Origin of the sequence: Thauera sp. WB-2 (assembly GCF_027594845.1) — a bacterium.
In the GTDB taxonomy this organism is placed as follows: domain Bacteria; phylum Pseudomonadota; class Gammaproteobacteria; order Burkholderiales; family Rhodocyclaceae; genus Thauera; species Thauera mechernichensis.
Map to the genome: position 1 here is coordinate 4,141,458 of NZ_CP088935.1, position 20,674 is coordinate 4,162,131.

17 protein-coding genes are annotated in these 20,674 nt (G+C 67.5%); 8 read left to right on the top strand and 9 right to left on the bottom strand.

The annotated features are described in order from the left end of the window. Positions 1-22 precede the first annotated feature (22 nt). Positions 23-3,100, bottom strand: coding sequence for an AAA family ATPase (locus tag LQF09_RS18765; protein ID WP_270068701.1), 3,078 nt, complete (start codon positions 3,098-3,100; stop codon positions 23-25). After that, positions 3,097-4,242 carry an exonuclease SbcCD subunit D gene (locus LQF09_RS18770; RefSeq protein WP_270068702.1) on the bottom strand — a complete coding sequence of 382 codons (1,146 nt, stop codon included), beginning with the start codon at positions 4,240-4,242 and terminating at the stop codon, positions 3,097-3,099. Before LQF09_RS18770 ends, LQF09_RS18765 begins: the two co-directional genes overlap by 4 nt. A 215-nt stretch (positions 4,243-4,457) precedes the next feature. On the opposite strand from LQF09_RS18770, the gene LQF09_RS18775 reads away from it, so the two are divergent. Beyond that, positions 4,458-4,769 (top strand): BON domain-containing protein, encoded by a 312-nt coding sequence (locus tag LQF09_RS18775; RefSeq protein ID WP_002925989.1) that lies wholly within the window; start codon positions 4,458-4,460, stop codon positions 4,767-4,769. A gap of 109 nt (positions 4,770-4,878) precedes the next feature. Beyond that, the gene (locus LQF09_RS18780) at positions 4,879-6,273 is read left to right on the top strand and encodes a CHASE3 domain-containing protein (RefSeq protein WP_270068703.1); all 1,395 of its coding nucleotides are present in this window, start codon (positions 4,879-4,881) and stop codon (positions 6,271-6,273) included. A gap of 26 nt (positions 6,274-6,299) precedes the next feature. Here the strand turns inward: LQF09_RS18780 and LQF09_RS18785 are convergent, their stop codons facing one another. The 4 genes from LQF09_RS18785 to LQF09_RS18800 all read right to left on the bottom strand — a co-directional run bounded on the left by LQF09_RS18785 (position 6,300) and on the right by LQF09_RS18800 (position 7,919). Beyond that, entirely contained in the window at positions 6,300-6,722 is a 423-nt protein-coding gene (locus LQF09_RS18785; RefSeq protein WP_002925992.1) for a response regulator, read from the bottom strand. A gap of 7 nt (positions 6,723-6,729) precedes the next feature. Next, entirely contained in the window at positions 6,730-7,365 is a 636-nt protein-coding gene (locus LQF09_RS18790; RefSeq protein ID WP_270068704.1) for a response regulator, read from the bottom strand. 119 nt (positions 7,366-7,484) lie between these two features. After that, the gene (locus LQF09_RS18795) at positions 7,485-7,649 is read right to left on the bottom strand and encodes a DUF1328 domain-containing protein (RefSeq protein WP_270068705.1); all 165 of its coding nucleotides are present in this window, start codon (positions 7,647-7,649) and stop codon (positions 7,485-7,487) included. Positions 7,650-7,721: 72 nt separating this feature from the next. Next, a complete protein-coding gene (locus LQF09_RS18800; RefSeq protein WP_002925999.1) occupies positions 7,722-7,919 on the bottom strand; it encodes a CsbD family protein in 198 nt (65 codons plus the stop codon). A 313-nt stretch (positions 7,920-8,232) separates the two neighbouring features. Here LQF09_RS18800 and LQF09_RS18805 point away from each other — a divergent pair, with 313 nt between their 5' ends. Then, entirely contained in the window at positions 8,233-9,858 is a 1,626-nt protein-coding gene (locus LQF09_RS18805; protein WP_002936011.1) for an ABC-F family ATPase, read from the top strand. Between the two features lies 1 nt (position 9,859). On the opposite strand, the gene LQF09_RS18810 is transcribed toward LQF09_RS18805, so the two are convergent. The 3 genes from LQF09_RS18810 to LQF09_RS18820 are packed head-to-tail and all read right to left on the bottom strand — an operon-like array spanning position 9,860 to position 14,214. Then, on the bottom strand, positions 9,860-10,648 hold the full coding sequence (locus LQF09_RS18810) for a 3'-5' exonuclease (RefSeq protein WP_270068706.1): 789 nt from the start codon (positions 10,646-10,648) through the stop codon (positions 9,860-9,862). Between the two features lie 10 nt (positions 10,649-10,658). Next, entirely contained in the window at positions 10,659-12,536 is a 1,878-nt protein-coding gene (locus LQF09_RS18815; protein ID WP_270068707.1) for a DUF294 nucleotidyltransferase-like domain-containing protein, read from the bottom strand. A gap of 46 nt (positions 12,537-12,582) precedes the next feature. Next, a complete protein-coding gene (locus LQF09_RS18820; RefSeq protein WP_270068708.1) occupies positions 12,583-14,214 on the bottom strand; it encodes a BCCT family transporter in 1,632 nt (543 codons plus the stop codon). Between the two features lie 194 nt (positions 14,215-14,408). Here LQF09_RS18820 and LQF09_RS18825 point away from each other — a divergent pair, with 194 nt between their 5' ends. From LQF09_RS18825 to LQF09_RS18845, 5 genes are all read left to right on the top strand, one after another. After that, entirely contained in the window at positions 14,409-14,798 is a 390-nt protein-coding gene (locus LQF09_RS18825; RefSeq protein WP_002926009.1) for a PTS sugar transporter subunit IIA, read from the top strand. A 47-nt stretch (positions 14,799-14,845) separates the two neighbouring features. Further along, a complete protein-coding gene (locus LQF09_RS18830; RefSeq protein ID WP_002926011.1) occupies positions 14,846-15,115 on the top strand; it encodes an HPr family phosphocarrier protein in 270 nt (89 codons plus the stop codon). Position 15,116: 1 nt separating this feature from the next. Continuing rightward, positions 15,117-16,847 (top strand): phosphoenolpyruvate--protein phosphotransferase, encoded by a 1,731-nt coding sequence (ptsP, locus tag LQF09_RS18835; RefSeq protein WP_002926013.1) that lies wholly within the window; start codon positions 15,117-15,119, stop codon positions 16,845-16,847. A gap of 145 nt (positions 16,848-16,992) precedes the next feature. Further along, complete coding sequence (locus tag LQF09_RS18840) at positions 16,993-19,188, top strand: autotransporter domain-containing protein (RefSeq protein ID WP_270068709.1); 2,196 nt, start codon at positions 16,993-16,995, stop codon at positions 19,186-19,188. A 109-nt stretch (positions 19,189-19,297) separates the two neighbouring features. After that, complete coding sequence (locus tag LQF09_RS18845) at positions 19,298-20,653, top strand: phenylacetate--CoA ligase family protein (protein WP_270068710.1); 1,356 nt, start codon at positions 19,298-19,300, stop codon at positions 20,651-20,653. Positions 20,654-20,674 lie beyond the last annotated feature (21 nt).

The window sequence follows — 20,674 nt, forward strand, 5'->3', positions numbered from 1 at the left end:
CGCCTGGAGCAGCCAGCGAGGCCTAGGTCTTCACTCTGATCCGGCTGCCCCGGATGCCCTGCACGACGTCGACCGCAACATCGATCTGCTGTTTCATCTCCTCCACGTGCGAGATCACCCCCACCATGCGGCCGCGCTGCTGCAGGTCGATCAGCGCCCGCATCGCCAGCTCCAGCGACTCCGGGTCGAGGCTGCCGAAGCCCTCGTCGATGAACAGGGTGTCGAGCTGTACACCACCGGCGTAGCCCTGGACGACATCGGACAGGCCGAGCGCAAGCGCCAGCGAGGCCATGAAGCCCTCCCCGCCGGACAGCGTGGCGGCCGGGCGGCTGCGGCCGGTGTACTCGTCGACGACCTCCAGATCGAGGCCGGCGGCACGACGCGCATCGGCAACGTCCTCGCGACGCTGGAGCTGGTAGCGGCCGCGGCTCATCGCCGTCAGACGCAGCGAAGCCGCACGCAGCACGTCATCGAGCAGTGCCGCGAGCACATAGCGCTGGAAGGTGAGATTGCGTCCATTGTTGCCGTTGGCGATGTCGGCAAGATGACCGACGATGCGGTACTCGGCCTCGATTGCGCCGGATTCGCGCGCGATGAGGTCGAGACGCGCAAGCGTGTCGGCGAGGGCGGACAGGGCGCCGCGGGCCTGGGCGATACGATCGAGCACGGCCTCGACCGCGGCACGGGCCGCAGCGGCACGGGCTTCGAGGGCATCGAGATCGGGGCGCACCAGCCCGGCAATGGCGCTCAGGGCGCGCTCGGCACGTTCGCGGGCAGCTGCATGGCGCTGTTCAGCCTCGCGGATCGCAGCGTCCAGGGCGGCGATGCGCTCGGCAGGCAGCAAGGCGGCACGCCACGCAGCCTCGCCACCCGATTCGCCACCGCCCTCCGCCGCGAAGCCCGCGGTGACCAGCGCCTCGGCAAACTGGAGGCGCGCCTCATCGACGCGCGTCGCGGCCGCGGCCACGCTCTCGGCCAGGGTGGCGCTCTGGGCCTGCAACGCAGCGACACGGCGCGCTGCCTGGTCATGCATTGCCTGTGCCTGCTGCTGCACGCGTTCGAGCTGGGCACGTCGCGCCTGGGCCTCCGCCAGCGCAGCCTGCAGCGCAACCGGGCTGCGCAAGGCCTCGGGCACGCCGGCGCGACGCTCCGCGGCCACCTGCGCAGCGGCATGCGCGGCGCTGGCGGCCGAGACGGCTTGCGTACGCGCCTGGTCGGCCGCTGCCGCGACGTCGGCAGTGGCATGCTCGACGGCGAGCAGTTGCGTGCGCAATGTGGCGAGCTCGGTCGCCGCTGCGTGCGCGGCGTCGAGCTGATGGCGCAGCTGTGCAGGTTCGGCATCCGCGCGATCCGGTTCGTCGTCACCCGCCGGGGCCAGTGCCGACGCCCGCGTGTCCACTTCGGCCGCTGCCGCGGCGCATGCCAGTTCGGCGGCATTGAGCGCCTGGCGGGCGGCATCGAGCGCACTGTCAGCCGCGCGCGCCTGCTCCGCAGCCGCCTGCAGCGCCTGTTCGGTGGGCAGTTCATCCGCATGCACGGCGGGCGCAGGATGGTTGGCGCTGCCGCATACCGGACAGGGCTCGCCGTCATGCAGATGGCGGGCAAGGATGGCGGCCTGGGCCTGGCGCCAGCGCATGTCCAGCGTGGCGAAGGCGGCGCGGGCGGCACTGGCGCCCTGCATGGCGGAATCGCACGCCTGGCGGGCCTTGGCTGCGGTGGCTTCGTGGCGGCCGAGTTGGGTCCGAGCGGCAGCCAGCGCCGCAAGCGCACGGGCGCGCTGCTCGGCCTGCTGCAGGCGCAGTTCGAGGCTGGCAGCCGCGCCGGCCAGCGCTTGCAGGTTGTCGATGCGGGCGAGGAGCGCGCTGCGCTGGCTGGCCAGCGCCTGCTGGCGGGCATCGGCGGCGGCGAGCACCTTGTCGGCGGCGAGCCGGGCGGCCGCGCAACGGCCCGCCTCTGCGTCGGCCTGGGCCAGGCGGGTGACGGCCTCGCCGAGCGCCTCCAGGCGCAAGACCTCGCGCTGGGCGGCGTCGCGCTCGGGCGCACGCGCATGCTCGGCCTGCAAGGCAGCCTCGGCGCCGCTCAGCTGCTGCGCTGCGGCCGCCGTGTCTGCCGCGGCCTGCGCTGCGCGCGTGCGCGCCTCGTCGGCACTGCGGCGGGCGGCGGCGAGCGCACTGTCGGCCGGCACCACCAGCGCCGCTCGGCGCGCCTGCGCCAGGCGCTGGCGCTGGGTGTCGAGTTCGACCAGGCCGGTCTCCAAGGCCTGCAAGGCGGTCTTCGCCGCATCCGCTTCGACAAACTGCGCTTGGGCCGCCTGGCCTTGCTGCAGGGCTGTGCGCGCAGCGGCATCGTCGGCGCGCGCCTGCGTTTCGGCGCCGGTCAGTACCGCCAGTTCGGCCTGCAGTGCATCGCGGCGGGCCAACAGCGCCTCGGGTGCGTCAGCGCCAGCCTGATCGAGCAAGGTGCGGCGTTGCAGCGCGGCCTTCTCACCACGCTCGCGCAGCGCGGCGGCGTCGGCCTTGAGGGCATCCTGCAGACGCTTGTAGGTGGCGGTGGCGAACAGGGTCTCGAGGATCTTCTCGCGCTCGGCCGAGCTCGCCGCGAGGAGCTTGCGGAACTGCCCCTGCGGCAGCACCACCACCTGGCGGAACTGTTCGGCCTTGAAGCCGAGCAGCTCTTCGACCAGCGCACCAACCTCGGTGGTCTTCTGCGCCAGCGGCGTCCAGGTCTCGCCGTCCGCCTCGAGGCGGTAAAGCTCGGCACGGGCGAGCACCTTGACCAGCTTGTCGCCACGCAGCGCCGCACGCTCCTGCTCGGGTACACGGCGCACGCGGTAGTGGCGGTGGCCGAGGGCGAACTCGAACTCGACCTCGGTCTGCACGCTGGCGTCGGCATGGTGGCTGCGCATTTCACGCGCGCTGCGCTCGCCGCCCGAGGTGTCGCCGTAGAGGGCGTAGGTGATGCCGTCGAGGATGGACGTCTTGCCGGCGCCGGTGGGGCCGGCGATCAGGAACAGGCAGCCGGGCGGCAACAAGGTGAAGTCCACCGTTTCACGGCCGGCGAAGGGACCGAAGGCCTGCAGGCTGAGCTTGAGCGGTTTCATGCGCTGCGCGCCTCCTGCTCGATGCGGTCGACGATGCGTTCGAGCGCGGCCTGTGCGGCAGGCTCGAGCGCGAGTCCGGTGGTGTCGCGATGGAAGCTGGCGAACAGGTCCTGGATGCGGGTGCGGCGGTGGTCGGCATGGGCACGGCCGGGGCCGTCGCCGGTGAGCACGGGGCGCTCGATGGCGAGCGCGTTCGGGTAAGCCGTGCGCAGCTTGCCCATGGCATCGAGGAGCGCGCCGCTGTCGGTGAGGCGGGCGAGCAGGTAGTCGTCACGCGCCGGGTCGGCGGCAGCGGCGGCGACGATGGCCTCGAGCGTGCCTTCCACGATACGCAGGTCGCGGCGTGGCGTGAGCGCAATGCGCTCGACGCTGCACACGCCCGCGCCGTCGAGCTCGACCAGGGTCACGGACTTGCGCTGGTCCGCCTCGGAGAACGCGTACTTCAGCAGCGAGCCGGCGTACTGGATGCGCGCCTCGCCCACCTGCTGCGCACGGTGCAGGTGACCGAGCGCGACGTAATCGAAGCCGGCGAACACCTCGGCACCGACCGCCCCCGTGCCCCCTACCGACAGCGGACGCTCGGACTCGCTCTCTGCGCCGCCCTGCACGAAGGCGTGGGCAACCACGACCACGCGCCGGCCCGGCGCCCGCGCGGCACGCACGGCCGCAGTCTGCGCGGCAAGCGCGGCGTGGTGGTCGGTGACCGTATCGTCGCCACTGACGCTGCGCACCAGCGCGGGCTCGGCATAGGGCAAGGCATGGATCTCGACCTCGCCGTGCGCATCGTTCAGCACCAGCGGCGCCGCAGCCCACTCCACCGGGCCACGCACCACGAGCCCTGCGCGCTGCAGCAGGCCGGAGCCGAAGGCGAGACGATCGGGGCCGTCGTGGTTGCCCGCAATCATCACCACCGGAATCCTCAACCCGAGCACGAGCTGCTCGAGGACGCGGTCGAGCAGGCGCAACGCCTCTGCAGGCGGCACCGAACGGTCGTAGATGTCACCGGCAAGCAGAACGACGTCGGGCCGGGTATCGGCAGCGATACGCACGAACTGCTGCAGCGCATGGTCCTGGTCTTCGAGCAGGGAGACGCCGTGATAGACACGGCCAAGATGCCAGTCGGCGGAGTGAAGGAAGCGCATCGGGAGAGGATGGTTGCAGTGGGAGGCATACCGCCGGCGCGGACACCACCGCGCGCTCAGGCAGCGCGGCTCGACGGTGCCGTGCGGGAATCGTCCTACAGCGCAATCCGCACTGTCGGACAGCGTGCAGTCGCCACGGAGCATACATTTGAATCGCATCTCACGGGCGGCGACAGCCGTCCCGCCCCGGTGACATTCCCGTCAAGGAGACCATCATGAAACACACCGCCGTTAGCCTCGCACTTTCCGGCCTGCTCGCCTTCACTGCCGTCGGTTGTGCCGTTACCCGCGACCAATCGACCGTGGGCGAATATGTGGATGACGCGACCGTGACCGCCCGCGTGAAGGCCCGGTTCGCCGACGACCCCACCGTAAGCGCGCTGGCGATCAGCGTCGAGACGCTGAGGGGCACGGTGCAGCTGTCCGGCTTCGCCAAGAGCAGTACCGAACGCAATCGTGCCGCCGAGATCGCACGCGGCACCCCAGGGGTGAGGACGGTAAAGAACGACATCGCGATCCGCCCCTGATCGAACCACTGCAAACGCGGCGGCACCGTGCGGGCACAGTGGCGGCCCGCGCGGCCACTCGGGGACAGCGGGACAAGTACCCGGCCTTGGACTAGCATAGGACACGTTCATGCGCCCACTCCCGGAGGATATGCCCTTGCCGCCCGCGCCGTCCCGTCTTCCGACCCCGCGTACCGGCCTGCTGCTGGTGGTGCTCCTGCTGAGCTTTGCGCTTGGCTCGGCGTGGCTGGTGGCAGGCCAGTGGCAGTCTGAATCGAGTCGTGCGGCCCTGGAGGATCTGCGCGCGCGAACTACACGCCTGCACCACCTCGACACCCTGCTGCTGCAGGTACTCGACGCTGAATCGAGCGTGCGCGGCTACCTGCTCACCCTGAACCCGGGCTACCTCACTCCTTATCAGGACGGTCCGCAGGCACTCGAGCGCACGCTCGACGCGCTGCGTGCAGACGTCTGGACAAGTGTCGATCAGCGCGAGGCCGTGGAGCATCTGGCACTACTGGTCGATATGCGCTGGAGCCTGCTCAGCCGGGCGATCGAGCGCGGCATACCTGCCGACGCCGACCTTCCGGACGGCGGCCCCGGCAAGCAGGTGACCGACGACCTGCGGACGCGCATCAGGGCACTGCGCACGCAGACCCAGGCCGAGATCGACGCCACCCAAGACGGTGCTTTCGAACGCTTTGGCGATGCACGCGCGATGAACCGCGTGCTCGGCGCCAGCGTGCTCGCCTTGCTGCTGGTGCTGGTCGTCGTGCTCTACCGCCAGGACCGCCTGCGCGAACACATTGCCAACCTGCTGCGCTCGGAGAACGACCGCCTGCACACGGAGGTCGCCCATCGCACCCAGGCGCTCAGCAGCCTGGCCACTTACCTGACCAACGCCCGCGAAGCCGAGCAGGCCCGCCTGGCACGCGAACTGCACGACGAGCTCGGCGCCCTGCTCACGGCCGCCAAGCTCGACGCCGGGTGGATTGCACGCAAACTGCCGGCGGAGACGATGACGGCGCTGCGCAGCCGCTTCGACCGCCTGCTCGACACCCTGAACCAGGGGATTGCGCTCAAGCGCAAGGTGGTGGCTGACCTGCGCCCCCCGCTGCTGTCCGAGCTCGGCCTTGTCGAGGCGCTGCGCGCACTGCCCGACAGCGGTGACATCGGCGAGCATGGCGGCAAGCTCGAGATCGATTTGCCAGACGCACTGCCCGAACTGCCCGCGCAGACCGCGCTCGCGCTCTATCGCATCGCCCAGGAAGCGCTCACCAACGTGCGCCGCTATGCTTCGGCCACTCGTGTGCAACTACGCCTCCACACCGAGGGCGACGAGCTGGTACTGGAGATCGAGGACAACGGTGTCGGCTTCGACCCTTCAGCACGCGACCACGACCGTCACGGCCTGGCGGGCATGGCACACCGCGTGCAGATGCTGGCCGGGCGGCTGGACATCGACAGCCGCCCCGGCGCTGGCACCCGCATCAGTGCGCGCGTCCCCTTCGCACGCATGCATTGAGCGTGGAGCCATGTTCCGGCGCTGGCTCAGGAGCCAGGCTCGGGGAGCGCAGCCTGCACGAATTCGACCAACTCATCGAGCTGGAAAGACTTGTCGAAGAAGCGCTCGGCGCCAAACTGTTCGCAGCGCGCCCGCACCGGCGGGTGACCGTAGTTGGAGAACACCACGGCTCGCGGACGACCGAAACGCTCAGGTTCGGCCTGCAACCGCTGCAACACGCCCAGGCCGCTTCCGGCGCGCAACTCGAGATCGATGATCGCCAGATCAGGATGCAGGCGCTCGAGTGCTGCAAGCGCGTCCTGCTCGTCCGCGGCCGCCGCCACCACGCCCACGCCATCGAGCTCCTCGAGCATATCCCGCAGCATGCCGCACAGCAGCGCCGAATCCTCGACCAGGACGATGCGCAACACAGGCGGGTCGTCAGGGCGGGGCGATGCAGTCATCGACATGACGGCCTCACTCGAGAATCAGCCCGTGACGCAGCGCATAGGTCGCGAGCTCGGCATTGCTGGCCACGCCGAGCTTTTCAAGCAGGCGCGTGCGGTAGGTACTGACCGTCTTTACACTCAGACTGAGCACGCTGGCGATGTCCGACACCGACTCGCCACGTGCGAGGCGCAGAAAGACCTGGAGTTCGCGGTCAGACAGCTTGTCATGCGCGGCGCCGGACGCACCGCCGGCCAAGGTCTCGGCAAGCAGCTCTGCCGTGCGCGGCGACAAGTAGCGCCGCCCCTGCGCGACGGTGCGAATGGCGTTGATCAGGTCCTCGCGGGTGCAGTCCTTGCACAGGTAACCATCCGCTCCGTTGCGAATCATCGCCAGCGCATAGCGTTCCTCGGGAAAGCCCGACAGCACCAGAATGCGCAGCTTGTCGTAGCGCTGGCGCGCGGCGCGCAGCACGTCGACCCCGCTCTGCCCAGGCAGCGAGAGGTCGAGCAACAGCACATCGGTCTCATGCTCGCGCAAGCCCTGTAGCGCCTCCTCGCCTGACGCGGCCTCGAACGGAAACTCGAATCCCAGCTCGTCTGCAAGCATCTCGCGAAAGCCTGCACGCACGATCTGGTGGTCATCGACGATGGCGATACGCAGCATGTCCGACGGTCCCATTCACGATGAAGCGCTTGAAAGCATAGCCGATGCGCCGACCGCCCATCCAGGCGTCGGCCATCGGCAAACATCCCGCGGCACGGCTGGCGGACCCGGGTGCGGACTCATCGCCCCTTGGCAAGATTGACCAGGAAGCTGGCAATGGCCATGACCAGGAACACGACGAACAGGATCTTGGCGATACCCGCCGCACCGGCGGCGATGCCGCCGAAGCCGAACACGGCTGCGATCAGCGCGATGACGAAAAAGATTACGGCATAGTGCAGCATGATGGTCTCCTTTGTCGGCAGCGCCGCCGGGCACGCGCCGCTACCGCGGCCGCCCGGCGCGCTCGGGTGGGCTCAGAAACGGCTTTCCCATTCCTTGACCTGACGCTCGGCCTCGTCGCGGGTGATGCCGTAGCGCTCCTGCAGGCGACCGGCCAGTTCGGTGCGGCGGCCCGCGATGACGTCAAAGTCGTCGTCGGTGAGCTTGCCCCACTGCTGCTGGACCTTGCCCTTGAGTTGCTTCCAGTTGCCTTCGATGATGTCCTTGTTCATGGTTGCTCTCCTTGAAGTTGAGGGTGCAGCGTGGTGCCTTTTGCATGGGAGCGGCCCTTGCTCGGCTCACGGCTCCACTTTAGGCGCCCCCCTGCTCCCGTCCCATCGGCCCGGTCCGAAACCAACGTCGGACTATTCCGACATCACCCCGCGGCGGGCAGGACGCAGGCGGCACACCCCAAGTAGCTGCACCGGCCCGCGAGCGCTGGAAACGCTGCCGCCGAACCCTCCTCGGACGGCTGCCGCCCGGCACCAGCGCCCTTGCCTGCGCTATAATCCAACGCTTTGTTTTATCTGAACTTCAGGACTCTCCGTGCTCGTCGCAGCCAACATCACCATGCAGTTCGGGGCCAAGCCCCTGTTCGAGAACGTCTCCGTCAAGTTCGGCGACGGCAACCGCTACGGCCTGATCGGGGCCAACGGGGCCGGCAAGTCGACCTTCATGAAGATCCTGTGCGGCGCCCTCGAAGCCAGCGCAGGCAACGTCTCCAAGGATGTCCATGAGCGCATGGCCTACCTGCGCCAGGACCAGTTCGCCTACGAGGACATGCGCGTACTCGACGTGGTGATGATGGGCCACGAGGAACTGTGGGCGGCGATCAAGGAGCGCGACGCGATCTACGCCAACCCGGACGCCACCGAAGACGACTACATGCACGCCGCCGAACTCGAGGGCAAGGTGGGCGAGTACGACGGCTACACCGCCGAGTCGCGCGCCGGGGAACTGCTGCTGGGCGTGGGCATCGGCACCGAACTGCACAACGGCCCGATGAGCGAGGTCGCCCCGGGCTGGAAGCTGCGCGTGCTGCTGTGCCAGGCGCTGTTTGCCAATCCCGACATCCTGCTGCTCGACGAGCCGACCAACAACCTCGACATCAACACCATCCGCTGGCTCGAGGACGTGCTCAACAATCGTGACTGCACGATGATCATCATCTCGCACGATCGCCACTTCCTGAACCAGGTGTGCACCCACATGGCCGACCTGGACTACGGCACGATCACGATCTATCCGGGCAACTACGACGACTATATGGAAGCGTCGACGATGGCGCGCGAGCGCCAGTCTTCGGCCAACGCCCGCGCCAAGGACAAGATCCAGGAGCTGCAGGCCTTCGTGCGCCGCTTCTCGGCCAACAAGTCCAAGGCCAAGCAGGCCACCAGCCGCCTCAAGCTGATCGACAAGCTCAAGCCCGAGGACGTCAAGCCGTCCAGCCGTCAGTACCCGTGGATCCGCTTCGACTACGACGAAAAGGACAAGCTGCACCGCCTGGCCTGCGAGGTGGACAACATCTCCTTCGCCTACGAGGGCATGGACAAGCCGCTCATCAACCGCTTCTCGATCGCGATCGAGGCCGGCGAACGCGTCGCCATCATCGGCGAGAACGGCGTCGGCAAGACCACCCTGCTGAAGCTGCTGGTGGGCGAGCTTGCGCCGCAGAAGGGTGCCATCAAGTGGGCGGAGAAGGCCAAGCCCGGCTACTACGCCCAGGATCACTCGAGCGATTTCGCCGAGGACGTCAGCCTGACCGACTGGATCGCGCCCTACTCGCGCATCACCGCCGCCGCCACCGGCGAGGACAACGAGACCCTGCTGCGCGGCACGCTCGGCCGCCTGCTGTTCTCGGGCGACGAGGTGAAGAAGTCGGTCAAGGTGATCTCCGGTGGCGAGCAGGGCCGCATGCTGTTTGGCAAGCTGATGCTGTCGCGCCCCAACGTGCTGCTGATGGACGAGCCGACCAACCACCTCGACATGGAATCGATCGAGTCGCTCAACAGCGGCCTCGAGAAGTTCTCCGGCACGCTGATCTTCATCTCCCACGACCGCGAGTTCGTGTCATCGCTCGCCACCCGCATCATCGAGATCAAGCTGGACCGGCAGATCGTGGATTACCGCGGGACCTACGAGGAGTACCTGCAGAGCCAGGGCCTCGACTGATTCACTGCCACAGCGCGCGCAGCGGCGTATCCGGCGCGAACCGGTGCGCCACCTGCGCCTGCAGCAGCTCGGCGGTGGCGAGCGCGTCGGTCAGCGCGTGGTGGGCGCGGTAGCGCGGCAGGCGGTAGCGTTCGCGGCTGTCGGCGAGGCGGATCGACACCTGGTCGTGCTTGCGGCCAAACAGGCGGGCGCGGAGGTTTGCAAGCCAAGAGCCCGTCGCTGGCGCACGATGCAGGCGCGCCTCCAGCTCCATGGTGTCGATCACCGGAAACTCGATGCCTTCGCCGATGCGCGCCTTGAGCGCTGCGGCCAGGAAGCTGCGCTCGATGTCGCCGCAATGCACCACCACGACGCGGCCGGCCAACGCCGGCAGCAGTTCGTCCACGATGGCGCCGAGATCGGGTGCGGAGGCGATCTGCGCGTGGGTGATGGCGTGGATCGTCACTGACTCGGGGTGCAGCTCGGCACGCGGGCGCACCACCCAGTAGCGCGAGGCGCTCGAGCGGATGCAGGTGAGATCCATCGGCACCACGCCGATGCTGACGATCTCGTCGCGAACCGGGTCGAGCCCGGTGGTCTCGACGTCGAGCGCGACCATCTGCACGTTCTTGAGCGGCGTTTCGCCCGCGACCGTGCCTGCCGCATAGAAGCGATGCAGGCGCGGATCGCGTGCGGCGGCGGCGAGTTCGGTGAAGCGCGCCGGCCAGTCCGGAACGGCGCGGGCGCGCGGCTCACCGCTGCGTGCAGGCGCGGCGGGCGCGTCCTTCCTGAGGTCGCCAAGGTGAAGCATGGCCGCGCCCTTAGTTCGCCCGCCCGGGCTGGTAGCGGTACTTGAGGAATTTCTGCGCGTTGCCGAGGATCAGGAAGGCATCGCGCAGACTCTTGCGTTCGAATTCGGACAGCTTCTCGGGGTCGATGCTGTTGTCCGGCTCTTCGCCTGCGGCGAGTGACTCGGCCTGGTGGCGGGCGCGCACCATGGCGATGAATTCCAGTGCGTCGTAGAGGTCCTGGCCGCGGCCAAGCGGCAGGATGGCGGCGTCGATGACGTCCTTCAGGCGCTCGAAGGAGTTGAGTGCCATCGAGCCGATCGCCAGCGCGTGGACGCGGGTCAGGTCCGCGAGCGGCGCGGTGCCGCGGCGCTTGATGTTGATGACGCGGCTGTGGCGGCCATCGGATTCGACCACGAAATCCTTGAAGAAACCCAGTGGTGGCGTGCGCTGCAGCGCGTTGCGTGCCATGCAGGCGAGGAAGCGCGAGTTGCCCTTGGCCTTGCGCGCGATCAGCTCGCGCAGCCGCGTTGCCCACTCCAACCGCCCCCAGACGCCGTCGAGGTCGAAGAAGATGCCGGCGTTGAGCAGCGACTCGGGCGTGGGACGCTCGATCCAGTCCGTGAAGGTACGCTCCCACACCTTGAGCGGCTGGCGCCAGCGTTCGTTGCTCGCCATCACGCCGCCACTGCAGTAGCTGTAGCCGCAGCGCGCCAGGCCATCGCTGACGAATGCGGCAAGCGCCCTGAAGTAGGCGTCGTGCTGCACGGAGTCGAAGCGGTCGTCGAGCACCAGGGCGTTGTCCTGGTCGGTGACGATCATCTGCTCCTGGCGCGCCATCGAGCCGAGCGCGAGGAAGCAGTAGGGCACGGGCGGCGCGCCAAGCTCGGCCTCGGCCAGCTCGAGCAAGCGCTGCTTGAAGCTGCGCCCGATCGCGGCCATGGCGCTGCCGATCATGTTGGCGCTGGCGTCCTCGGCCACCATGCGTGCGAAGCAGGCGCGCACCTCGGGTACGAGGGCGGCGAGTTCATCCACCGAGTGCTGGCGGAAGATGCTGCCGACCAGGAACAGGCTGCTGCGCGACTCGTAGCGAATGATGTCCGACAGCGCGATCACACCCAGCGGACGCTGGTTCCTGAGCACCGGCAGGTGATGCACGTTATGGCGCAGCATCGCCAGCATGGCCTCGAACACGAGCTGGTTGTGGTTCACCGACACCACGCCGACCGACATGATCTCGGTCACCGGGGTGTCGTAAGGCAGGCCGGGGGCGACCAGGCGTGTGCGCAGGTCGCGGTCGGTGACGATGCCGGCAAGCTGCGGCAGATCGGGCACCTCCGGGTTGTGTTCGAGAATGAGCAGCGAGGACACGCCCTCCTCGCTCATGCGCTGCGCCACCTCGCGCGCACTGGCGGTGCTGGACAAGGTTACCGCGCTACGTCCGACCAGGGTGTCGATCGTCGCCGACAGCAGGTCGTTGGACTCCTCGCGCTTGGAGACCACCTGGCGCAGCCGTGTGCGGTCCTCGACCTCCACCAGGTCGGCGAAGCTCTCGTGCTGGTCGAAAAGCTCGGCGAAGAGCTCGCGCGGAATCAGGTACAGCAGCGTGTCTTCCAGCGCAGTGACCGGAAAACGCACCCGCCCGTTGCGCAGCAGGCCGAACTCGCCGAAGTAGCCGCCGGCGGTGAGGCGGTTGTAGAGCGTGCCGTTGCGACGGAAGACCTCCACCGCACCGCTGCGCACCACATGCCAGGACTCGGCCACCTGGCCGAACTCGACGATCGCCTCGCCCGCTTTGTAGTAGCGCACGTCGATCGCCGCCGCCACCCGCTGCAGTACCTCGTCGGGCAGTTCGTCGAAGGGCGGATGGGCGCGCAGGAAGTCGAGGATCTCGAGTTGTTCGATCTGCATGGCGGGCAGCAGTGGCGAGGGCGAGAGAGAATCGTAGCGCAAGCCTTCAGCCCGTACGCGGCTCCGAGGCCAGGCCCTTGATCACCGCCACCGCCGACATCAGCAGCACGATGGTAAACGGCAGGCCGGTCGACACCGCCATCGCCTGCAAGGCCACCAGACCACCGCCAAGAATCAGCGCAACCGCCACCAGCCCTTCGAAGGTGCACCAGAACACGCGCTGAGGCATCGGCGCATCCACCTTGCCGCCTGCGGAGATGACGTCGATCACCAGCGACCCGGAGTCGGACGAGGTGACGAAGAAGACGACCACGAGCACGATGGCGACGAACGAGGTGATCGAGGCCAGCGGCAGCGCGTCGAGCATGGTGAATAGCTGCAGGGGCAAGGCGGCGCCGGCGGCAGCCTCGTAGCCATCCCTGACGAGCTGGCTGATCGCGGTCTCGCCGAATACCGTCATCCACATCACGCAGGCCAGCGAGGGCACGATCAGCACCGAGACGATGAACTCGCGCACCGTGCGCCCACGCGACACGCGTGCAATGAACATGCCGACGAAGGGCGACCAGGAGATCCACCATGCCCAGTAGAAGGCGGTCCAGCCCTGCGAGAAGTTGGCATCGTCACGCCCGATCGGGTTGGCGAGCGCGGGCAGGTTCTGCAGGTAGGCGCCGAGATTGGAGAAGAAGCCGGTCAGGATCGCCAGCGTGGGCCCCACTGCCACCACGAACAGCAACAGCACGACCGCGAGCACCATGTTGATCTGGGACAGGCGCTTGACCCCCGCGTCCAACCCCGCCACCACCGACACCAGTGCAATGGCGGTGATCGCAATCACCAGCACGACCTGGGTGGTGTTGCCGAGCGGTACGTCGAACAGGTAGTTGAGCCCCGCCGAGGCCTGCGCGGCGCCGAAGCCGAGCGAGGTGGCCAGGCCGAACAGTGTGGCAAATACGGCAAGGATGTCGATGATGTGCCCCGGCCAGCCCCATACACGCTCGCCGAGCAGCGGATAGAACACCGAGCGCACGGTCAGCGGCAGGCCCTTGTTGAAGGAAAACAAGGCCAGGCCGAGCGCCAGGATGGCGTAGATCGCCCACGGGTGCAGCGCCCAGTGGTAGATGGTCGCTGCCATGGCGAGACGGGTCGCCGCCTCGGCATCGCCCGCTGCGGCCCCCAGAGGCGCCCAGTCGGTGCGCACGCCGTCCTCGACCACGGTGCCGCCAAAAGCGCTGCCGAAGTGGGACAAGGGCTCGGAGACGCCGAAGAACATCAGCCCGATCCCCATGCCGGCCGCGAACAGCATCGAGAACCAGCCGAGATAGGAGTAGTCGGGCTTCGCCTCGGTACCGCCCAGCCTGACCTTGCCGAGCGGCGACACCGCCAGGCCCAGGCAGACCAGCACGAAGACGTTGCCGGCGCTGATGAAGAACCAGTCGAGGTGTGTCGTCAGCCAGCCGCGCAGGCCACTGAAGAGGGGCTCGACATGGTTCTGGAAGGCCAGGGTGAGAATCACGAAGGCGACCACGGCGAGGCCGGAGATCGCGAATACGCGGTTGTGGATGTCGAGGCCAAGCGGCCCCACGTTAACGATGATGTTGTCCTGGCCAACCTTGTAGTCGGTGTCGATCGGATTGACCTGGCCATCGGGGGACATCGGGTCCCTGCGCTCTGTCATTCCAGCTCCTTGTCGTTATATGAAGGGAGGCCGCAGCACTTGCGGCACGAGCCGTAACGGGTCGAGCGATGCATTTTAACATTTGTACAAATTAAATTTGTCTGGTTTTCAAAATACCCTTTGCCCGCCGCACACCGGCCAACGGACGCCCCCCGCACAGACTCGGCTAGAATCACGCCCAGCGGAGAATGGACATGATCGGCATCTTTCTGATAACGCATGGCACGCTGGGCGAATCGCTCATCCAGTGCTGCTGCCATGTGCTCAACAAACGGCCTGTGCAGATCGCGCAGCTTGGCGTATCGGCGCAGGACGACCCCCTGGACGTGCTGCCGCTGGCGCGCAACATGCTGGGCTGGGTCGATGGCGGCGAAGGCGTGCTCGTGCTCACCGACATCTACGGCGCCACGCCGAGCAACATCGCGGCCAAGCTGGTGATGCCGGGCCGCATCGAACTGGTCGCCGGCGTGAACCTGCCGATGCTGCTGCGCGTACTGACCTATCGCGAACGTGACATGCCGACCCTGGTCAAGCGTGCGGTATCGGGCGCCTGCGACGGCGTCCTGCACGTCGACGCCAACTGAACGCGAAGAATAACGAGGACACGGGAAAACCCGGGGGAGACGAGTCCATGCCAAGAGCGGACGCCGACATCATCAACAAGCTCGGCCTGCACGCACGTGCGTCGGCCAAGCTCACCCAGCTCGCCAGCAATTACCCGTGCGAGGTCTGGCTCGAGCGCAACGGCCGCCGCGTCAACGCCAAGAGCATCATGGGCGTGATGATGCTGGCCGCCGCCAAGGGCAGCACGATCACGATCGACACCGAAGGCGAGCAGGCCGACGACGCCCTGCGGGCGATCCGGGACCTGGTCGCGGACCGCTTCGGCGAAGGGGAGTGAGATGCCTTTCACTGTCCACGGCCTCCCGGTCTCGCAGGGCATCGCGATCGGCCATGTGCACCTGATCTCCCACGCCCTGCTCGAGGTCAACCACTACCACGTCGCGCCGCGCCACATCGAGGACGAGCTCGCGCGCCTGGACGAGGCCGTCGCCACCGTGCAGGGCGAACTCGTCGGCCTCAAGGCGGTCACCACCTCGGGCCAGGCCCACAGCGAAGTCGGCGCATTCGTCGACCTGCAGCTGATGATGCTGGCCGATCCGATGCTGGTCGACGCCGCCCGCCAACTCGTCGAATCGCGCCGCTGCAACGCAGAGTGGGCGCTGGTGCAGCAGATGGAGCACCTGGTCGAGCAGTTCCGTCAGATCGAGGACCCCTATCTGCGCGAGCGCCAGGCCGATGTCGTTCAGGTGATCGAGCGCCTGGTCAAGGTCCTGCTCGGCCATCCCGGCCACCTGCCGCCCAAGCGGCGCGACGGTCTGGGCACCATCGTCGTCGCCCACGACCTGTCACCGGCCGACACCATCGGTTTTCGCGACCACAACATCGCCGGCTTCGTCACCGACGTCGGCGGGCCGACCAGCCACACCGCGATCGTTGCCCGCAGCCTCAAGATCCCCGCTGTGGTCGGCCTGCACCATGTGCGCGACCTGCTCGAGGACGATGAGCTCGTCATCGTCGACGGCACGCGCGGCGTCATCATCGTCGCCCCCGGCGACGAGATCATCGAGGAGTACCGCCTGCGCCGCAGCGAGCTGGAGATCGAACGCTCCAAGCTCAACCGCTTGCGCGACACGCGCGCCACCACGCTGGACGGCGAAACCATCAACCTGATGGCCAACATCGAGGGCCCCAAGGACCTGCCCGCGGTCAAGTCCGCCAACGCCGACGGCATCGGCCTGTACCGGACCGAGTTCCTCTTCATCGGCCGCGACAACCTGCCCGACGAGGACGAGCAGTACGAGGCCTACCGCGCCGTCGTCAAGGCGATGCCGAGCAAGCCGGTCACCATCCGCACCTTCGACGTCGGCAACGACAAGGCGCTCAACGGCGTGCACTCGCGCATGGAGCCCAACCCCGCGCTCGGCCTGCGCGCGGTGCGCTACTCGCTGTCCGAACCCAAGATGTTCCTCACCCAGCTGCGCGCACTGCTGCGCGCGTCGGCGCACGGCAAACTGCAGATCATGGTGCCGATGCTCGCCCACGCCCAGGAGATCGACCAATGCCTCGCCCTGATCGAAAAGGCGAAGGCTGAACTGCGCGCCGAGAAGCTCAAGTTCGACGAAGGCGTGCAGATCGGCGGCATGATCGAAGTCCCCGCGGCCGCGTTGTCGCTCGGCATGTTCATCCGCCGCCTCGCCTTCCTGTCGATCGGCACCAACGACCTCATCCAGTACACGCTGGCGATCGACCGTTCGGACGAGGCGGTGGTACACCTCTACGACCCGCTCCACCCCGCGGTGCTCAAGCTCATCGCCGGCACCATCGCCACCGGCGCCCGCTACGGCCTGCCCGTGTCGGTGTGCGGCGAGATGGCAGGCGACCTCGCCTACACCGAGTTGCTGCTCGGCATGGGCCTGCGCAACTTCTCTATGCATCCGGGCAACATCCTCGAGATCAAGCAACAGATCCTGCGCGCCGACCTCGGCGAACTCGCACCCAAGGTGCAGCGCATCCTCAAGATGGACGAACCTGCGCGCATCCGCGAGGCGGTCGAACGACTGGTGGCCTGACGCTCACACAGAAAACGCCGTCTGCCGGTACCGGGCGAAGCGGATGTTGCGTAAGCCCAACTTGGGCGAAAAGACCCTGAGGCCCACGTGGCCTTGGTGCTAATCTTGAGCGCAGGATGCACTCGCACGCTCAGGAGACAAGAACATGAAAACCAGCAGTAAAAAAACCCGCTCGATGCTTCGCCCCAGCGTGCTGGCCTTGGCCATTGCGACGGGGTTCCCCCTGATTGCTTCGGCTCAAGCAAGCCTTCCCGCGGAATTCACCGTCCTAGGCTCGCTGGGAGGCGACTACAACCGCCTCGGCGGCTATTACAACAACCGTGTGGTTTCCACGGATGGCACGGTCGTCATCGGTTACGGGGAGACGGCGGATGGCTACTACAACGCCTTCCGGTGGACCGCTGCCGACGGCATCGCCAGCCTAGGGACCCTAGGCGGCAACTACAGCTACGCCCACAGCATGTCCGCCGATGGCAGCGTGGTGGTCGGGCAGAGCTACCTCACCGACTGGAGCAACACCCGAGCCTTCCGCTGGACCGAGGCCACCGGCATGATCGATCTCGGCACCCTGGGCGGCAACTACAGCTATGCCTACGGTGTCTCCGCGGACGGTAGCGTGGTTGTCGGACAGGCCCGCACGGCGATGAACCAGGACCGCGCCTTCCGCTGGACGGAGACCACCGGCATGGTCGATCTGGGCACCCTGGGCGGCAACTACAGCTACGCGACCGGTGTGTCTGACGATGGCAATGCCGTAGCCGGATATGCATACACTGCAGCAAGCCATGGCCATGCATTCCGCTGGACGGAAGCGGGCGGGATGGCCGACCTGGGCACCTTGGGCGGCAACTATAGTTACGCATACGGCATTTCCGGTGACGGCAGCGCGGTGGTCGGCCACGCGGACACAGAGAGCGGACACACGCACGCCTTCCGCTGGACCGAGGCCTCCGGCATGACCAACCTGGGCACACTGGGTGGCAACTGGAGCTACGCCTACCGGGTCAACATCGACGGCAGCGTCGTGATCGGATACGCGCGCACCGAAGAGGACCATTACCATGCCTTCCGCTGGACCGAGGCGGGCGGCATGGCCGACCTCGGCACCCTGGGCGGCAACTATAGCTGGGCGAGCGGGCTCTCGGACGACGGCAGCGTCGTGGTCGGAGTCACGTACGACGCAGACTCGATCTACCAGCCCTTCCGCTGGACGGCCGCAACGGGCATGCAGTCGGTGTCGGACTGGCTGGCGGGCGCGGGCGTGACCACGCCCGAAGGCTGGCGGCTGGCAGACGGTGGCGAGGTCGGCGTGAATAGCCTCGGCAACGTCATGGTCGGCACCGGTCGGGATGCAGAGGGGCGCAATCAGGTGTGGCTCGCACGAGTGGGTCACGGCAGCGGCATCATCAGCGTGCAGGACTGGCTGCGCAGCGTCTCCGGCGCCGGCCAGGCATTCCATTCCGGCTTGCAACTGACCAACCTGCCGCTCAATGGCGCCCACCATCGCCCGCTGATGAGCTATCCACAGCTCGGCAGCACGAACTGTTTCTGGGCGACCGGCGATCTCGCCCGACACGAGAACAAGGATGCCCGCGTTGGCACGGGCGAGGTGGGTGTGTGCACCGACTTCGCTGGCGGCGCCGTGCGCGCCGGGGTCGGAGTCGGCATCGGACGCCAGACTCAGGATCTCGCCTTTGGCGGCCGCAGCAAGGTCGACGGCCAGTTCCTGGTGGGCGAGGTGAACTGGCGCCCTGAAGGCTCCCCCATCGTCGGCTCCGTCACCGCAGTGCTCGGTGATTGGGATGCCGATATCCGGCGCGGCTACATGAACGGCACGACGCAGGAACGTTCGAGCGGCAGCCCGGACGTCGACGCACTCGCACTGCGCTTGCGTGCGGACTGGTTCGACGCCGCACGGCTGGGCTCGGCGACACTGACGCCCTGGGCCTCTTACACCTGGAGCCGGGTCAAGGTCGACGGCTACACTGAGAGCGGCGGCGCTTTCCCCGCTACCTTTGACGGCCAGAAACATAACGCCGACGAGCTCCGCCTCGGCGTCGCCGCCGACTGGAGCTTGACGCCGGCGACCGGGGTCCGCGGCACGATCGAGACCGTTCATCGCCTCGACGACCGTGGCCCGGCGCTATCTGGCAGCGAGGCGAGCGGTCTGCTCAGCTTCAACGAGCCAGGCGCCCGCATCCGCAAGAACTGGCAGCGTGTCGGCGTCGATGTGGATCACCGCATCAAGCCGAACATGGTTGTGACCGTGTCGGCGCATGCCGCCACCTCCGGCGAGGACCCGAGCTACTCCGCCGCGGTTTCGCTGCGCCTCGGCTTCTGACGGCTGCAGCCTTCGTCCTACCGCCACCGTGCCGGGTCCCGCCCTGGCGCGGTGGTTTTGACCTTTCTCATCCACTTCATCCGGAACCGCAGCAAGCGCCCCCCCAAGCATGGACTTCGTAAGCACGATGCCTGGCCTGCACTGGCCAGCGTTGCCGGGACCAAGGGCGATCATGCGCCTCGGGCTGCTGCATCAGTTCGCAGCCACGCAATGGTGGCCTGTCGAGCGGCTGGCAAGCATGCAGTTGCGCCAGCTTGCCGAGCTCGTCGGCCACGCCCGCAAGCACAGCCCCTACTACGCCCGCACGCTCGCACACCTCCCCGCGCAACTGGACGAAAGCGCATGGCGGTCGATCCCGGTCCTCAAGCGCGACACCGTGCAGGAAGAGAAAGCGGCGCTGCGTAGTACGCATTGCCCGCAAGCGCATGGTGGTCGCGAAACCATTTTCTCTTCTGGCTCGACAGGCAAGCCGATCGCCGTCGAGCAAACCACGCTCACCCAGTTGTTCTGGGAGGCATTCACGCTGCGCGACCACGAATGGCATGCGCGTGACGTGGCGGGCAAGCTGTGTTCCATCCGCTTTTTCCCCGATGGCAGTGCGACGCCCCCCCAGGGCGGGCGTGGCCCGAACTGGGGCAGCGCCACGGCCGATCTCGTCCGCACCGGCCCCGTTGCCATGCTGGACGTACGCTCGAGCGTCGACCAGCAGATCGCTTGGCTGGAGCGCGAACAACCCGAATACCTGCTGACCCACCCCACGATTCTCGACACCCTTCTGCGCACCCTTGAAGACGGCAGGCCGTTGCGGCTGGAGCGCCTGCGCGAGGTCCGCACGGTAAGCGAAGCGCTGCCCGAAGGCTTGCGCGAGCGCTGCCGGCAATTGCTCGGTGTTTCCCTGACCGACATCTACAGCACACGCGAGACGGGCTACCTCGCGCTGCAATGCCCCGAGCACGATCACTACCACCTACAGGCCGAGAACGCCCGCATCGAGATCCTCGACGCCGGCGGCCAGCCCTGCGGCCCCGGCGACATCGGACGTGTGGTGGTCACACCGCTGCACAATTTTGCCTTCCCCCTGCTACGCTACGAAGTCGGCGACTATGCCGAAGTCGGCGAACCTTGCCCCTGCGGTCGCGGCCTGCCTGTCATCAGGCGCATCCTTGGCCGCCAACGCAACATGCTGCGCCTGCCGGACGGTCGGTGCCACTGGCCGATCCTGAACTACAAGGCCATGAACACCATCGTGCCATTGCGACAGCTGCGCATGATCCAGGTCGAGCTCGAGCGTATCGAGGTCGACATCGTGACCACGCACCGACCTGATGAAGCCACGGAGCTGCGCCTCGGCGAGGAGATACAGCGCAACCTGGGCTACCCCTTCAAGCTCGAGTTTCACTATGTCGACGACATTCCACGCTCCGCAGGCGGCAAGTTCGAGGACTTCATGTCGCGGGTCGCGTGAGTCCGCACAGTGATGAGCACA

Coding starts and splice junctions, on each gene's coding strand:
- LQF09_RS18765 (WP_270068701.1), bottom strand. CDS start 3,100: ATGAAACCGCTCAAGCTCAGCCTGCAGGCCTTCGGTCCCTTCGCCGGC.
- LQF09_RS18770 (WP_270068702.1), bottom strand. CDS start 4,242: ATGCGCTTCCTTCACTCCGCCGACTGGCATCTTGGCCGTGTCTATCAC.
- LQF09_RS18775 (WP_002925989.1), top strand. CDS start 4,458: ATGAAACACACCGCCGTTAGCCTCGCACTTTCCGGCCTGCTCGCCTTC.
- LQF09_RS18780 (WP_270068703.1), top strand. CDS start 4,879: ATGCGCCCACTCCCGGAGGATATGCCCTTGCCGCCCGCGCCGTCCCGT.
- LQF09_RS18785 (WP_002925992.1), bottom strand. CDS start 6,722: ATGTCGATGACTGCATCGCCCCGCCCTGACGACCCGCCTGTGTTGCGC.
- LQF09_RS18790 (WP_270068704.1), bottom strand. CDS start 7,365: ATGCTGCGTATCGCCATCGTCGATGACCACCAGATCGTGCGTGCAGGC.
- LQF09_RS18795 (WP_270068705.1), bottom strand. CDS start 7,649: ATGCTGCACTATGCCGTAATCTTTTTCGTCATCGCGCTGATCGCAGCC.
- LQF09_RS18800 (WP_002925999.1), bottom strand. CDS start 7,919: ATGAACAAGGACATCATCGAAGGCAACTGGAAGCAACTCAAGGGCAAG.
- LQF09_RS18810 (WP_270068706.1), bottom strand. CDS start 10,648: ATGCTTCACCTTGGCGACCTCAGGAAGGACGCGCCCGCCGCGCCTGCA.
- LQF09_RS18815 (WP_270068707.1), bottom strand. CDS start 12,536: ATGCAGATCGAACAACTCGAGATCCTCGACTTCCTGCGCGCCCATCCG.
- LQF09_RS18820 (WP_270068708.1), bottom strand. CDS start 14,214: ATGACAGAGCGCAGGGACCCGATGTCCCCCGATGGCCAGGTCAATCCG.
- LQF09_RS18825 (WP_002926009.1), top strand. CDS start 14,409: ATGATCGGCATCTTTCTGATAACGCATGGCACGCTGGGCGAATCGCTC.
- LQF09_RS18830 (WP_002926011.1), top strand. CDS start 14,846: ATGCCAAGAGCGGACGCCGACATCATCAACAAGCTCGGCCTGCACGCA.
- ptsP (WP_002926013.1), top strand. CDS start 15,117: ATGCCTTTCACTGTCCACGGCCTCCCGGTCTCGCAGGGCATCGCGATC.
- LQF09_RS18840 (WP_270068709.1), top strand. CDS start 16,993: ATGAAAACCAGCAGTAAAAAAACCCGCTCGATGCTTCGCCCCAGCGTG.
- LQF09_RS18845 (WP_270068710.1), top strand. CDS start 19,298: ATGGACTTCGTAAGCACGATGCCTGGCCTGCACTGGCCAGCGTTGCCG.